The sequence below is a fragment of the Hydrogenophaga laconesensis genome (assembly GCF_031457235.1).
Taxonomy (GTDB): domain Bacteria; phylum Pseudomonadota; class Gammaproteobacteria; order Burkholderiales; family Burkholderiaceae_C; genus Hydrogenophaga; species Hydrogenophaga laconesensis.
In genome coordinates this window covers 14,050-27,364 of the sequence record NZ_JAVDWE010000024.1, presented here as the reverse complement: position 1 = coordinate 27,364, position 13,315 = coordinate 14,050, and the positions used below count along the sequence as shown (strand labels likewise).

Genomic DNA, 13,315 nt, shown 5'->3' with positions numbered 1-13,315 from the left:
TCTTCTCGCGGTTTGAGAAACTCGACCTCATGTTCCTGGGCTTCATCAGCTTCGTGCTCGTCGCTGATGGCCTGAGATTGTGTTAACAGGCCCTAATCTACCAGCTTATTCACGATTGGATGCTAGTTCGATGCGGTGACGTTGGCGTGTGAAACCAGTGACGGCCGTCCTGCTCTACGGGAGCTTGCGTCATGGCCGAACCGCACCACCTCGCGCACTGGTATCCGACCGCCGCCTACCTCTACGTCCTGTGTCTGGACACGCTCGCACTGGCCTGGGAGTACCTGCGCCGCCATCCCGACTACCGGATCGACTGGCTGCGCCGTGCGCGCTGCCCCGATGCCGCGCATCGCTGGGGCTTGCGTCTGCTGGAAGACCCGGACGTGGATGCGCGTGACGCGCATCCGGCCTGGCTTCCCGGCCATGGGGCCGTGGTGCAGCTTCACCCCGATGCCGATCCGCCTCCGGATGCCACCGCCTTCGCGTTCTGGCGCATCCCCGGCCACAAGCAGTTGCTGCACGACGGCAAGGGTCTGGCGCTGATCGCGCGCAGCCCCAGCCTTTGCCAGCGCTATGCGCTGGCGCCTGGCCTGGAGGACGGCATGGCCGTGGCCCATGCCTATCGTGGCCGTCACGCCGCCCCTGCGGCCCCTATGCCTGGTACGCCTGCGTCAATGGCTCGGCCCAGGCCACCGCCTGCGGCGCTGCTGGAGCTACACACCCTGCAGGCGCTCGACGCCACCCTGGCGGGCGCGTCCTTGCGCGACGTCGCCGAGGGCTTGTTCGGTGCGGACGCCGCAGCCGGCTGGTACAGCGACGGCGGCCTGCGCTCCAAGGTGCGCCGCCTGGTGCGGCGCGGCGATGCGTTGATGCGCGGCGGCTATCGCCGCCTAGCACAACTGCCGCCGCTTGAGAAGGGTCGTTTTGAAGAGAGCGCAAAACGACCCTGAGCAGGAGGGCTTCGTTTTCTGAGACTGCCTTCATCCGGTTGCGCTGTGTGGCCGGAGCCCTGCAACCGATGGAGGTTCTCACCATGCGTCCTGCTCCCTTGCGGCCTGCCGCTACTGTCTCGACCGCTGCCGCGCAGCCCCAACGCTATCTCACCAACGACGAAGCCGCCGAGTACCTGCGCCTGTCGCCGCGCACGCTGGAAAAGCAGCGCGTGCTGGGAGGCGGTCCCAAGTTCCGCAAGTTCGGCCGCCGCGTGATGTACGCCGTGGTCGACCTCGATGCCTGGGCCGCCGAGCGCAGCTTCGAGAGCACGTCCGAGCCCGAGTACGCCGAGCAGCATTCGGCGGACAGCCGTGCGCGCTGATCGCTGGCGCGCGGGTGGCCTTCGCCATGTCCAGCCCCGCGCTGCCCATGCGGCAGCGACCGATGCAAGAGCGCGAACAGCTCGATCTGTTCCGCGCCTTGCCGGGCGACATGGCGCCGCGCGACAGCCAGGACTTGATGGCCTTTCCGTTCTTCTCGCTGGCGAAGTCGCGGCGCACGGCGCCGATCGACTTCCGCGCCAGCGGCATCACGATCCGCGTGGAGGGCACGCAGGAGCATGGCATCGCCACGATTTGGGATGCGGACATCCTGATCTGGGCTGCAAGCCAGATTGTGGAAGCCCGCGATGCGGGCTTGCGCCCGTCGCGGCTGATGCAGGCCACGCCCTACGAGATCCTGCGCTTCATCGGGCGCGGTACGTCGCTGCGCGACTACCAGCGCCTCAAGGCGGCCTTGGATCGGCTGCAGTCCACGACCGTGGCCACGTCGATCCGCGAGACGACCGGGCGGCGCCTGCATCGCTTCTCATGGATCAACGAGTGGAAGGAACTGGCCGATGCCAAGGGCACCCCCTTGGGGCTGGAACTGATCCTGCCGGACTGGTTCTATGCGGGCGTGCTCGATGCTGCCCTCGTGTTGACCATCGACCCGGCGTATTTCCGGCTGACGGGCGGGATCGAGCGATGGCTGTACCGCCTGGTGCGCAAGCACGGCGGGCGACAGCCTGGCGGCTGGCAGTTCGACTTCCAGCACCTGTACCGCAAGTCGGGCAGCGTGGCGCGGTACTACGACTTCGCCGCCGACCTGCGCGCACTGGTGGTGCGGCAAGCCTTGCCTGGCTACCAGTTGGGCATCGAGTACGTCTCGGGCATTGCCTCGCCGCTGCTGACGTTCCGGCCCGTGCCGTCCACGGCACGGGGATAACTGCTGCGCAGCCTGTGGACGGACTCGTGCTATCAGGCAACAGAGGTATCGTGCTATCAGGCAACGAATCCTCGTGCTATCAGGCAACAAAACCGGCCGCAAAGCTAATACTGGCGCGGGTTTCGGCCTCTCCTAACTTCCCTAACTTAAATACTCTAACTGGTAGTAGCAGCGCCGCGCCTCGGTGGACAACCGCCACAGGACGCGAAGCGCAGCGGCAACAGGCGGGCTTTCCGACACGGAGGGTCCGGTCATGATCGTCGCGCTGCTCAACCAGAAAGGCGGCGTGGGCAAGACCACGCTCGCCACCCACATCGCCGGCGAGCTGGCGATGCGCGGGCAGTCGGTCATCCTGCTGGATGCCGATCCACAGGGCTCCGCGCTGGACTGGACACAGCGCCGCAGCCAGCAAGGTTTGCCAAGGCTATTTAGCGCCGTGGGCCTCGCACGCGAAACGCTGCACCAGGAAGCGCCAGAACTCGCCAGGCGGGCCGATCACGTCGTCATCGACGGGCCACCCAGGATCGCTGCCTTGGCGCGCTCCGCGCTGCTGGCGGCCGAGCGGGTGCTGATCCCGGTGCAGCCCAGCCCCTACGACCTGTGGGCCAGCGCCGAGATGGTGGCGCTGATCCGTGAGGCGCAGGTGTTCCGGCCTGCGCTGCGCGCGGCCTTCGTCATCAACCGGCGCGTGAGCACCACCGTGATCGGACGCGAGGCCCGCGGCGCGCTGGCCGAGCAGCCGCTTCCTGCGCTGCGCGCGGAAGTGCATCAGCGCATCGTGTTTGCCGACAGCGTGGCCGCCGGCCGGCTTGCACGCGAGACGGCGCCAGACAGCGCCGCCGCGCGCGAAATCACCGCGCTGGTCGATGAACTGCTGCGGTGGCCGTCATGAGCACTCCTGCCAGCAAGCGCACGGGCAAGCGCATCGGCATCGGCGCTCGCCCGCCCGCGAATCCGCACGCCGAGGCGTGGATTCGCCAGGGCAGTGCCGATGACCTCCAGAAAGGCGACCTCTACACGGCCCGCCTGACCCTCGACATCACGCCCGCCATGCGGGCGCGCATCAAGGTATCGGCCTTCACGCAAGGCGTGACGGTGGCCGATCTGTTGCGCGCGCTGCTGGAGCGGGAATTCCCGGAGAAGTCCTCATGAACACACCCGCCTCGACGGCTTCGGCACCGCCGTCCATCCCGCCTGTCGGCGTGGCCGACGGCGTACCGCTGACGCGCGTTGCGCTCGCATACATCGACCAACGCTTCGACCTCTACCTGCGCTTCGGTGATCCTGCCCGCATCATCCGGTTCGACCGCTGGCGCCGCTGCGCGGTGTTCACGCCGAATGCGGTTCTCTGCCGCATCCGCTGGCAGGCCAACGACTACGGCACGATCCGCTGGCAGCTCATGGTGATGCAGGCGTGCATGCCGATGGATGGCGCGCAGCGCATCTCCGGCGTGCAACCTGGCGCGCGCCTCTTGCTGCACGCCGAGGGTGAGCAATCGGTGCGTGCCGTGCTGGCGCGCATCGACGCCATCGAGGCGCTGGGCATCACGCCTGTCGGCGTCTCGCCCGCGTACTGGCGCACGCTCGCCAACCGGCTCGCAGCGCACTTGCCGCTGCCCGAATACACCGCCGAGCGGCACGCCGCCTGGCTGGCCGGGAGGGCGCTGCCATGACCGCAGTTTCCACTTCCGGCACCGCGCCGCACCCTCGCTTGCGCGTGCGCGCTCGCCTCGTGCTGGCGGGCCTGTCCGCCTGCGGCCTCGCTGCGCTGGCCTGGGCGTCCTTCGTGCATCCGCTGCCACGCCTGACCTACAACCCGTCCGACAGCGTGGAGGTCGGCTGGTATCGCATCGATCCGCTCGACCATCGCACCAGCTCGCCACCACGTCCGTTGTCGGTAGGCAGCATCGTGCTGGTGCCGCTGCCTGCCGAGGCTGCCGCGCTCGCTGCGCAGCGCGGCTACCTGCCGACGCGCATTCCTCTGCTCAAGCGCGTGGGCGCGGTGGCGCCGCAAGAGGTGTGCATCGCTGACGGCAAAGTCCGCATCGACGGCGTGCCTTCAGCCGCCGTGCTGTCTGCCGATCGCTGGGGCCGGCCGCTGCCATCCCGGCAGCAATGCCACCGCTTGCGGCATGGCGAGCTGTTCCTCCTCAGTGTGACCAATCCGGCGTCGTTCGATAGCCGGTATTTCGGGCCGGTCAGCGCAGCTTCCGTGATCGGCGTTGCGCGCCCCGTCTGGCTGGAGTCGCGCCCATGATGGCCACCGATTCGCTGCGCATCATCGTGCTATCGGGCGTGTCGTTCTGCTGGCCGTTGTCATGTCGTCGCGCGTGCAGTGCGAGCGCATCCGCGCTGCACTTCGCGCTGCCTCCGGCGCAGCCGTCCCACGTGCAGGCGTCTTGCCTCGAACACGGCTGGCCTGCGGCCATTGCCGTGTTCGCCGGTGCGCTGGCTGCTGGTGCAGCCTTGCCACCGGGCCGCAGTTGCCGGGATCGAGAACCTGGGGGACAGGGGGAGGCAAATGCGGAAGGCAAGACAAAAGGGTGCGGCACCTGTCGGCCCGCAAAGCCAGTCTGCACATGGGGGTGGCGCGACACGCAGCGGCTTCGCCACCGTGCCGCGTGGGGCGCGAAGCCCGCGCCGATGCGGGCATGTCCGCGTGCTTCGCACGCCCGGACACGCCAGAACTTGCAAGGAGCACAGCCATGACCGACCGCCGCGACGACGATTTCCGCATCCGTCCCAGCGCCCCGAAGAACCGGGGCCAGAGCTTCGTCTCCAAGGTACTCAAGCAGGCGGGCAAGGCCAGCGGCGGTAAGTCCTCGGTGCGCCGTCCTGGTGGCAGTAGCAAGAGTGCCGGCTCCGGCCAGCGGCCCGGCTCACGCTTGGGACGCGGCCACACGGCGGCGCGCTTCGCGGGGGCGAAGCTCACGTCCATGTCGCGGCGTGTGACCATCAAGACGCTGCTGCTCAATCAGCACCGAGCCAGCCCGCAGTCGCTTGCCAAGCACCTGCGCTATATCGAGCGCGATGGTGTGGGCCGCGATGGCGAGTCGGGCCAAGCCTACGGGCCGCAGACCGATGCCGCCGACCTCGATGCGTTCAAGGAACGCTGCGCCGACGACCGGCATCACTTCCGCTTTATCCTTTCGCCCGAAGATGGCGCGGAGCTGGAAGACCTGCGCACCTATACCCGGCACCTCATGGGTCGCATGGAGGCCGACCTTGGCACGGGCCTCGATTGGGTGGCCGTCAATCACTGGAACACCGACAACCCGCACACGCACATCGTCGTGCGCGGGCGCGACGACACCGGCAAAGACCTCATCATCGCGGGCGACTACATCGCCGATGGGTTCCGCCATCGCGCCGCCGAACTGGCGACCGAATGGCTGGGGCCGCGCACCGAGCTGGAGATCCAGCAGACCTTGCGGCGCGAGGTGGATCAGGAGCGGTGGACGAGCCTGGATCGCACCTTGAAGCGCGAGGCCGGCGACGATGGCATGGTGCATGTCGAACGGCTCAACGAACCCCGACTGCAACGCCAGCGTCTGCTGCTGATCGGCAGGTTGCAGCGTTTGCAGCGCCTGGGCCTGGCCGACGAGGCCCAGCCCGGCACGTGGACCGTCCACAACGATGCGGAAAAGACCCTGCGCGCCCTGGGCGAGCGCGGCGACATCATCCGCACCATGCAGCGGGCCATGCGCGGCGAGCCACGCGAACTGGCGGTGTTCGAGCCTGGGGACGATGGCCGAACCATCCTCGGCCGCGTGGCCGCGAAGGGGCTGGCCGACGAACTGCACGACCGGGGCTATCTGGTCATCGACGGCGTGGACGGCAAGGCCCACTACGTTGCGCTCAACGCCCGCGACGAGCTGGCGAACTATCCGACCGGCGCCGTGGTGGAGGCAAGGAGATCGGCTGACGTGCGCGCGGCCGACAAGAACATCGCCGCGTTGGCGAGCGATGGCCTGTACCGCACCGACCACCACCTTGCCATCGCGCAGGGTCAGGCCGTGCCCGGCCGCGATCCGCAGGAAGTGGTCGCGTCCCACGTCCGCCGGCTGGAAGCCTTGCGCCGTGCCGGTATCGTGGAACGGGTGGCCGAGGGGCTATGGAAGGTGCCGGACGACTTGCCCGAGCAGGGCCGTCGCTACGATGCGCAGCGCCTGGGCGGCGTGGCGGTGGAGCTGAAATCGCACCTGCCCATCGAGCGGCAGGCCCGCGTGATCGGAGCCACCTGGCTCGACCAGCAGTTGATCGGCGGCGGCTCGGGCCTGGGCAACCTGGGCTTTGGCAGCGAGGTCAACCAGGCGATGCAGCAGCGCGCCGAATTCCTGGCCGAACAGGGGCTGGCAGAGCGGCGCGGGCAGCGCGTAATCCTCGCGCGCAATCTATTGGCGACACTACGCGATCGGGATGTGATTCGGGCTGCCAAGGATATTGCCACCGAAACCGGGCTGGAACACCGTCTGGCGGCCGATGGCCAGCGCGTGACCGGCATCTACCGGCGCAGCCTCATGCTCGCCAGTGGCCGCTTTGCCATGCTCGATGATGGTATGGGGTTCAGCTTGGTGCCATGGACGCCGGTCATCGAACAACGACTCGGCATGCTGATTTCTGGGCAGGTACATGGTGGCACCCTATCCTGGCAAATCCGACGGCAGCAGGGTTTATCCGTTACCTGACGCCAGCAGCGATTGAGCACCTACCGACCGGATGCGTCTACAGCCGTTCAGCGTCCGGCAAACTGCGGGACTCGCTTTGCGACGAACGCGTGAACCGCTTCCAGCGAATCTGTGGTTTTCGAGGCTCGATTCATTTCGGCCGCCTCCAGCCTCAATGAGGTCGCCAGATCACTCTCGAAGGCAGCGAGTTGCAGGCGCTTGGCGCCCGCATAACCTTGCGTTGGTCCGACCGAAAATTGCACCGCCATACGCCGCGCTTCGCCCAGCAGGCTCTCGCCAGGAACCACTTTCTCGACCAATCCCCAGGCCAAGGCCTCGTCCGAACTGACTACGCGATTGGTCAAGATCATGTCTCGTGCGCGTCGTCCACCCACTGCGCGTGGAAGTAGCCAGCTGATGCCGAAATCCCCCGCGTATCCGAGGCCGGTATGGGCCGCCACAAACTTCGTCCCACTTGCGGCAATCAGGTAGTCAGAGGCCAAGGCAAGCCCGAGACCGCCTCCGGCCTCCGGCTACCGCGCCTTGTACGGCGCAGACTACCGGGAACGGCAGGCTGGCGAATTGAGGAATCATGCTTTCGGCCACTCTCAGTTCGTCATCGACCAAGGTAGACAACGCATCGCCTGCGGCCACCATTTCTTCGATGTCGCCTCCGCAACTGAACATCCGGCCCTCGCCGCGCAGCAGCAAAGCTCGAATCGAGCCATCGCGTTCGACATCTGCAATGACACCAGCGAGCACGTTTACGACCGACGTGCTCAACGCATTCATTTTTTTTGGCGAGTTGAGTGTTATGGTCGCGACGGCACCATTCTTTTCGAGAATTACCGGATTTCCAGGCATGCTGACGTTCCCTGATTGATCAAAATTTCAGCGTCAGCGCGGCGCCATGCGAATGGCACCATCCACACGAATGGACTCGGCATTCATGTAGCCGCAAGTAACGAGAAACTCGACGGCCTGCGCGAATTCATCGGGGTCGCCTAAACGCTTGGGGAAGGGCACGCTGGCCGCCAGCGCCTGTTTGACGTTGTCCGGCAGACCCAGCAGCAACGGTGTACCGAAGATCCCCGGCATGATGGTGTTGATCCGGATCCCTTCGTCCATCATGTCGCGCGCGATTGGCAGGGTCATGCCCACGATGGCTGCCTTGCTGGCCGCATAGCTGGCCTGGCCGACCTGGCCGTCCTGCGCGGCGGCCGAAGCAGTGTTGACGATGGCGCCGCGGTCGCCATCGGCCAGCGGCGCGAGCGTCAACATGCCCGCAGCTGACTTGGCGATGCAGCGGAAGGTGCCCACCAGGTTGATCTGAATGATGCGATTGAAACGATCTGCCGCGCATGGGCGGATTTCGCCGGTTTTCTTGTCGCGGCTGACAGTCTTGACGGCATCGGCAGTGCCGGCGCAGTTGACCAGAATGCGTTCCTGCCCAATGGCCGCGCGGGCCTTGGCGAAGGCGGCGTCCACCTGCTCCTCGGACATCACGTCCACATTGCAGTAAACGCCGCCGAGTTCGCTAGCCAACGCCTGGCCGAAGGTTTCGTTCATGTCGAAGATGGCGACTTTGACGCCATGGCTGGCCAAACGCCGGGCCGTGGCGGCTCCCAGGCCGGAAGCGCCCCCGGTGATGACGGCAGAGATGTCGGAGTTCAGTTGCATGGTTTTTCCTCGATGGGTGAGAAACAGGCGTTATTGGCCGGTAAAGTTGGGTGTGCGCTTGCCTAGGAATGCCGCTTGCCCTTCCAGGTTGTCGGCCGAACGCAAAGCGACGAGGAAATTGCGCTTCTCATGCTCCAGGCCTTGCGCGAGCGGAGTCTCAAAGCTGGCCAGTGCCGCATCTTTCGCCAGCGCCACGGCCAGCGGCGAATTGGCTGCAATCCGGTTGGCCATCGCCAACGCCGTCGGCAGGGCCTGGCCATCAGCCGTCACTTCGGCGACCATGCCTGCATCGCAAGCCTTGCGGGCGTCGATGAAATCGCCGGTCAGCAACAGGGCCATGGCCTTGGACTTACCGATAGCGTGGATCAGGCGCTGCGTGCCCCCGGCACCCGGAATGGCGCCCAGCTTGACTTCCGGCACACCGAAATTGGCGGACTCGCCAGCGATCGCGATGTCGCAGGCCAGCGCTAATTCTGTGCCGCCGCCCAGCGCGAGCTTTTCCACCGCTGCGATGACGGGCTTGGGGAAGCGCTCCAGTTCCGACCAAAAGTGGCCGCCTGCTGCCGCACGATCGCCCAGCAGTGGCTCGGCGCGCAGCGCATCGAAGGCCGTGATGTCGGCCCCGGCGCAGAACACGCCCTCGGCGCCGGTGATGATGACCGCGCGCACGGTATCGTCGTCGCGCAGTTGCACAAGCTGCGCACGCAGGCCATCGAATACCGCGCGGTTCAAGCTGTTCTTCGCGCGCGGGCGGTTGATGGTCAAGGTGGCGATGGCGCCATCGCGGCTGACGAGCACTTCGCTGGCTTCGCTCATGGTGGCCCCGCTCATCCAAGCCGCTCGATGATGGTGGTGTTGGCCGTGCCCGAGGCCTCGCAAATCGTCTGCAGGCCATAGCGGCCGCCCCGGCGCTCCAGCTCGCACAGCAGGTCAGTGAGCATGCGCGCGCCGGTAGAGCCCAGCGGATGGCCGATGGCTATCGAGCCGCCGTTGACGTTGAGGCGGTCGTCCAGGATGCCGAACTCCTGCTGAAACATCAGCGGCACGCCGCCGAAGGCCTCGTTGACTTCGAACAGATCGATATCGTCGAGGGTCAGACCCGATTCCTTCAGTGCCTTGCGGGTGGCGTCGAGCACGGCGGTGAACTGGATCACCGGGTCGGCGGCTGCCACGGCGGTGCTGACGAAGCGCGCACGCGGCTTCAGGCCGTATTGCTTGGCGTAGGCACGGCTGGCGATCAGCAGCGCGGCGGCACCGTCGCTGATCTGCGATGAGTTGGCGGCCGTGGTGGCGCCGTCGGCGGCAAACACGCCTTTCAGCGTGGCCATCTTCTCGGGGTTGGGGTCCGCGCGCACGCCCTCGTCGGCGGCGACGATCGGGCTGTCCGGATCGGCCGGATCCTCGGTCAGCCGCACCAGTTGATCCCTGACGCGGCCAGCCTGCGAGGCCTCGGTGGCCCGCCGATGGCTACGCACGGCGAAGGCATCCAAGGCCTCGCGCGTGAGACCGAAGCGCTTGTTCATCAACTCCGAGGAAGCGCCCTGCGGTATCAGCGGGTTGTCCTGGTAGCGCGCCAGTTCGCTCGGGCTGTATTGCGAGCCCAGCGGCGCGCCGGGCTTGAACGACGGCGGCATGGGGGCCTGCGACATCGACTCGACCCCGGCACCGATGACCAGTTGGTAAGCGCCCGCCCGGATGCCATGCACGGCAAAGCTCACCGCCTGCTGGCCCGACCCGCATTGCCGATCGACCGTCACCGCCGGCACGGATTCGGGCAGCCCCGCCGCCAATACGGCATGACGGCCCAGGTTGCCGTGCTGCTGGTCCCACTGCAGCACGCAGCCGACGATCACATCGTCCAGATCGGCCGGGTTGATGCCGGAGTGCTCGACCAGTTGGCGCAGCGTCTCGCCCAACAAATCGACGGGATGCCATTTCTGCAAGCGCCCGCCGCGCTTGCCCACGGGGGTGCGCAGCGCACCGACGATGACGGGTTCATGGTCATTCATGTTGTTCTCCTGGTTCAAAAGGTTGGCTCACTCGGCGTAGCGGCCCGCATGCTCGGCGCGGATGCGCTTCTTGTCGAGCTTGCCGACGCTGGTCTTGGGGATGGCTTCGACGAACAGGACCTGATCCGGCCACTGCCACTTGGCGAAGGCGCTGCCCAGGTACTCCTTCAGTTGTTCCTGGGTCGCCTGCTGGTCGGGCTTGAGCACCACCAGGGCCAGCGGCCGTTCCTGCCACTTCGAATGCGGAACGCCGACCACGGCGGCGTCGCGCACGGCGGGGTGGCCCATGAGCAGGTTTTCCATGTCGATGGAAGAAATCCATTCGCCGCCGCTCTTGATCACGTCCTTGATGCGGTCGGTAACTTTGAGGTAACCGTTCTCGTCCACCGTTCCGACATCGCCCGAGCGCCACCAGCCGCCTTCCAGGAAACGGTCTGCGGAATCAGGCATGTCGTGGTATCTGGCCGTGATCCAGGGGCCGCGCACGCAAATCTCGCCCGCTGACTTTCCGTCGTGCGGCAAGTCCTTGTCGTCGGCATCGAGGATGCGAATATCCACCCCGGTCAGCACCAGACCCTGCTTGCGCTTGAGGTTCCACTTCTCTTCCTCGGTCAAGCGCTTCTTGAGCGTGGACTTGAGGCGGTTCATCGTCACCAGCGTCGTGGCTTCGGTGGCGCCGTAGGCGTGCACCACCTCAGCACCCGTGAGGTCGTAGAAACCGATCATCATCGACAGCGGCGGCTCGGAGGCGCCAGACAGCATGCGCATGCGGCTGAAGTCCGGCTTGACCTGCATCGTCTCGATGTACTGCAGCATGGGCTGGAAGATGGCCGGTGCGCCGTTGGTGATGGTCACACCCTCAGCGATCATGGCGTCAACCAGCGGCTTGGTGTCTTCGGCAGCGTAGCGGCCCGGCAGCACGATCTTGTCGGCCAGCAGCGTGGCGGCCTGTGGCAGGCCCCAGCACTGCCCGTGGAACATGGGCGTGATGAGCATGACGCAGTCGTCCAGCGTCATGCCCAGATTGGTGGCCATGGCCGTGGAGTGCAGATAGATGCCGCGGTGCGAGTAGTACACGCCCTTGGGCTTGCCTGTGGTGCCGGTGGTATAGCAGGCGCTGTAGGCCGAGGTTTCGTCGATCTCGGGCCAGTCGATCTTCGTGTCGGCGGCGGCCAGCAGGTCTTCGTAGTGCAGCAGCGGTTTCAGCGTGGTCTTGATCTGGTCCAGCGGCTTGTCGGTCATGACAATCCAGCCCTTGATCTGGGGCGAATTCGCTGCGACGGATTCGGCAAGGGGTAGCAATGACTCGTCTACGCAAACGTAGGACACCTTGCTGTGGTCGACCACGTAGCCCAGGTCCTCTGGGCCCAGGCGCAGATTCATCTGCAACATGACAGCACCCAGGCCGGGAATAGACCAGTACAGCTCGAAGTGACGTCGGCTGTTCCAGTCCAGGATGCCGACCCGGTCGCCGGGCTCGACACCGAGCGCGCGCAGTGCATTGGCGCTGCGGCAGATGCGCGCGTAGCAGTCCGCGTAGGTGTAGCGATCCCAGCCGCCATCGGGTGTGCGGTAGACGATCTCCTGGTCCCCATGGGTGCGCGCGGCGTGCCGGATCAGCGTCGTGGTGTTGAGCTGGCGGTCGTTGCCCGTGGTGGACGGGCAGCCGCGGACGATGTGGGTGGTAGCAGTCATTTCTTTGTCTCCTGGGTGGTGGTTGCGTTGAGTGCCTGGAACCGTGGGGCCGAGGCCGCTTCGATGGCGCCGAAAGAGGTGGTCTGGTAGATGCCCCGTGCCGCGTTGTGCGGATGCCGCACTGCCTCGGCCAGGCTGAGCACGGGTGCAAAGCAGGCGTCGCTGCCTTCAAGCAGCGCGCACCAGTGCGCCTGGGGCTGGGTGCGGATGAGGGCCGCGATGCGCTCCTTCAACGCTGGCCACGCCGCCGTGTCGTACTGGTCTGCAGGGTTCACGTCCGCCAGGCCCAACTTGGACAACAGCAATGCGTAGAACGGCGGCTCGATCGCGCCGAGGCTGATGAAGCCGCCGTCGGCGCAGACGTACACGTCATAGAACGGCGAATCGTGGAACGGGCTCGGCTGTGCGCCGTCGATCTGCCCGTTGGCGCGAATCCAGTGCACCAGCGTGCCCAGCATGGCCACGATGTCCACGATGGCTGCGTCCACAACCCGGCCACGGCCGGTGGCCCGTGCATCGACCAGCGCGCAGGCGATGCCAAAAGCCATGCCTAGCGCCCCGGCACCGTCCCCGAGTACCGAGGGCGGCACGATGGGCGCCTGCCCCCTGTGCGCCGACAGCGACAGCAGGCCCGTCAGCGCGACGTAGTTCAGGTCGTGGCCCGCGGCCTGGGCAAGTGGCCCGTCCTGGCCCCAGCCCGTCATCCGGCCATAGACCAGCCGGGGATTGAGCGCCGCGCAATCTGCGGGGCCGAAGCCCAGCCGCTCCATCACCCTTGGGCGAAAGCCTTCGATCAGAGCGTCGGCCTGGGCAATCAGTTCCAGTGCGCGCGCCTTGCCACCGGGCGACTTCAGGTCGATGACCTCGACCTTCTTGCCGCGGTGCAGCGGGTTCTCCACCGCCCCGCCCAGCCGCTGCGCCCCAGCAGCCTGCTCGGCCCGTGCCAGCGCGATCACCTCGGCGCCCATGTCGACCAGCATCCTGGCGGCCAGAGGGCCTGGACCGATGCCCTCAAACTCCACCACACGGACGCCGTGCAGAGGCAACTGCAGCGTGTGCGGCATG

Annotated in this window: 15 protein-coding genes; 8 read left to right on the top strand and 7 right to left on the bottom strand. The window is 66.5% G+C overall.

What is annotated here, in order from left to right; genetic code table 11:
- Positions 1 to 191 precede the first annotated feature (191 nt).
- From J2X09_RS25815 to J2X09_RS25780, 8 genes are all read left to right on the top strand, one after another.
- Complete coding sequence (locus J2X09_RS25815; protein WP_011517541.1) at positions 192 to 950, top strand: DUF2285 domain-containing protein; 759 nt, start codon at positions 192 to 194, stop codon at positions 948 to 950.
- An 83-nt stretch (positions 951 to 1,033) separates the two neighbouring features.
- Positions 1,034 to 1,315: a helix-turn-helix transcriptional regulator gene (locus tag J2X09_RS25810; protein WP_023123353.1), complete on the top strand. Its 282-nt coding sequence runs from the start codon at positions 1,034 to 1,036 to the stop codon at positions 1,313 to 1,315.
- A 26-nt stretch (positions 1,316 to 1,341) separates the two neighbouring features.
- Positions 1,342 to 2,199, top strand: a complete 858-nt coding sequence (locus tag J2X09_RS25805) for a replication initiator protein A (protein ID WP_011517539.1) — start codon at positions 1,342 to 1,344, stop codon at positions 2,197 to 2,199.
- A gap of 253 nt (positions 2,200 to 2,452) precedes the next feature.
- Positions 2,453 to 3,091: a ParA family partition ATPase gene (parA, locus tag J2X09_RS25800; protein WP_003056189.1), complete on the top strand. Its 639-nt coding sequence runs from the start codon at positions 2,453 to 2,455 to the stop codon at positions 3,089 to 3,091.
- Positions 3,088 to 3,351, top strand: coding sequence for a hypothetical protein (locus tag J2X09_RS25795; RefSeq protein ID WP_003056186.1), 264 nt, complete (start codon positions 3,088 to 3,090; stop codon positions 3,349 to 3,351). Before parA ends, J2X09_RS25795 begins: the two co-directional genes overlap by 4 nt.
- Positions 3,348 to 3,872, top strand: coding sequence for a DUF2840 domain-containing protein (locus J2X09_RS25790; RefSeq protein WP_003056183.1), 525 nt, complete (start codon positions 3,348 to 3,350; stop codon positions 3,870 to 3,872). Before J2X09_RS25795 ends, J2X09_RS25790 begins: the two co-directional genes overlap by 4 nt.
- A complete protein-coding gene (locus tag J2X09_RS25785; protein WP_011517538.1) occupies positions 3,869 to 4,456 on the top strand; it encodes a S26 family signal peptidase in 588 nt (195 codons plus the stop codon). The genes J2X09_RS25790 and J2X09_RS25785 overlap by 4 nt, the downstream gene beginning before the upstream one ends.
- Positions 4,457 to 4,904: 448 nt before the next feature.
- A complete protein-coding gene (locus tag J2X09_RS25780) occupies positions 4,905 to 6,887 on the top strand; it encodes a relaxase/mobilization nuclease domain-containing protein (RefSeq protein ID WP_012436214.1) in 1,983 nt (660 codons plus the stop codon).
- Between the two features lie 47 nt (positions 6,888 to 6,934).
- Here the strand turns inward: J2X09_RS25780 and J2X09_RS25775 are convergent, their stop codons facing one another.
- From J2X09_RS25775 to J2X09_RS25745, 7 genes are read right to left on the bottom strand one after another with little or no spacing between them, the layout of a single operon-like run.
- Positions 6,935 to 7,369, bottom strand: a complete 435-nt coding sequence (locus tag J2X09_RS25775) for an enoyl-CoA hydratase/isomerase family protein (protein WP_230965135.1) — start codon at positions 7,367 to 7,369, stop codon at positions 6,935 to 6,937.
- Positions 7,359 to 7,730: an enoyl-CoA hydratase/isomerase family protein gene (locus tag J2X09_RS25770; RefSeq protein WP_230965136.1), complete on the bottom strand. Its 372-nt coding sequence runs from the start codon at positions 7,728 to 7,730 to the stop codon at positions 7,359 to 7,361. Before J2X09_RS25770 ends, J2X09_RS25775 begins: the two co-directional genes overlap by 11 nt.
- Before the next feature lie 33 nt (positions 7,731 to 7,763).
- Complete coding sequence (locus J2X09_RS25765) at positions 7,764 to 8,546, bottom strand: SDR family NAD(P)-dependent oxidoreductase (RefSeq protein WP_035479509.1); 783 nt, start codon at positions 8,544 to 8,546, stop codon at positions 7,764 to 7,766.
- 30 nt (positions 8,547 to 8,576) lie between these two features.
- Positions 8,577 to 9,362: an enoyl-CoA hydratase/isomerase family protein gene (locus J2X09_RS25760; protein ID WP_027015145.1), complete on the bottom strand. Its 786-nt coding sequence runs from the start codon at positions 9,360 to 9,362 to the stop codon at positions 8,577 to 8,579.
- A gap of 11 nt (positions 9,363 to 9,373) precedes the next feature.
- Complete coding sequence (locus J2X09_RS25755; RefSeq protein ID WP_035479512.1) at positions 9,374 to 10,555, bottom strand: thiolase family protein; 1,182 nt, start codon at positions 10,553 to 10,555, stop codon at positions 9,374 to 9,376.
- 27 nt (positions 10,556 to 10,582) lie between these two features.
- Positions 10,583 to 12,250 carry a long-chain fatty acid--CoA ligase gene (locus tag J2X09_RS25750; protein WP_035479516.1) on the bottom strand — a complete coding sequence of 556 codons (1,668 nt, stop codon included), beginning with the start codon at positions 12,248 to 12,250 and terminating at the stop codon, positions 10,583 to 10,585.
- Entirely contained in the window at positions 12,247 to 13,314 is a 1,068-nt protein-coding gene (locus tag J2X09_RS25745; protein ID WP_027015142.1) for a CaiB/BaiF CoA transferase family protein, read from the bottom strand. The genes J2X09_RS25750 and J2X09_RS25745 overlap by 4 nt, the downstream gene beginning before the upstream one ends.
- Position 13,315 lies beyond the last annotated feature (1 nt).

Bases quoted from the DNA above. Each gene is read 5' to 3' on its own strand.
- J2X09_RS25815 (WP_011517541.1), top strand. From the start codon at position 192: ATGGCCGAACCGCACCACCTCGCGCACTGGTATCCGACCGCCGCCTAC.
- J2X09_RS25810 (WP_023123353.1), top strand. From the start codon at position 1,034: ATGCGTCCTGCTCCCTTGCGGCCTGCCGCTACTGTCTCGACCGCTGCC.
- J2X09_RS25805 (WP_011517539.1), top strand. From the start codon at position 1,342: ATGTCCAGCCCCGCGCTGCCCATGCGGCAGCGACCGATGCAAGAGCGC.
- parA (WP_003056189.1), top strand. From the start codon at position 2,453: ATGATCGTCGCGCTGCTCAACCAGAAAGGCGGCGTGGGCAAGACCACG.
- J2X09_RS25795 (WP_003056186.1), top strand. From the start codon at position 3,088: ATGAGCACTCCTGCCAGCAAGCGCACGGGCAAGCGCATCGGCATCGGC.
- J2X09_RS25790 (WP_003056183.1), top strand. From the start codon at position 3,348: ATGAACACACCCGCCTCGACGGCTTCGGCACCGCCGTCCATCCCGCCT.
- J2X09_RS25785 (WP_011517538.1), top strand. From the start codon at position 3,869: ATGACCGCAGTTTCCACTTCCGGCACCGCGCCGCACCCTCGCTTGCGC.
- J2X09_RS25780 (WP_012436214.1), top strand. From the start codon at position 4,905: ATGACCGACCGCCGCGACGACGATTTCCGCATCCGTCCCAGCGCCCCG.
- J2X09_RS25770 (WP_230965136.1), bottom strand. From the start codon at position 7,730: ATGCCTGGAAATCCGGTAATTCTCGAAAAGAATGGTGCCGTCGCGACC.
- J2X09_RS25765 (WP_035479509.1), bottom strand. From the start codon at position 8,546: ATGCAACTGAACTCCGACATCTCTGCCGTCATCACCGGGGGCGCTTCC.
- J2X09_RS25760 (WP_027015145.1), bottom strand. From the start codon at position 9,362: ATGAGCGAAGCCAGCGAAGTGCTCGTCAGCCGCGATGGCGCCATCGCC.
- J2X09_RS25755 (WP_035479512.1), bottom strand. From the start codon at position 10,555: ATGAATGACCATGAACCCGTCATCGTCGGTGCGCTGCGCACCCCCGTG.
- J2X09_RS25750 (WP_035479516.1), bottom strand. From the start codon at position 12,250: ATGACTGCTACCACCCACATCGTCCGCGGCTGCCCGTCCACCACGGGC.
- J2X09_RS25745 (WP_027015142.1), bottom strand. From the start codon at position 13,314: ATGCCGCACACGCTGCAGTTGCCTCTGCACGGCGTCCGTGTGGTGGAG.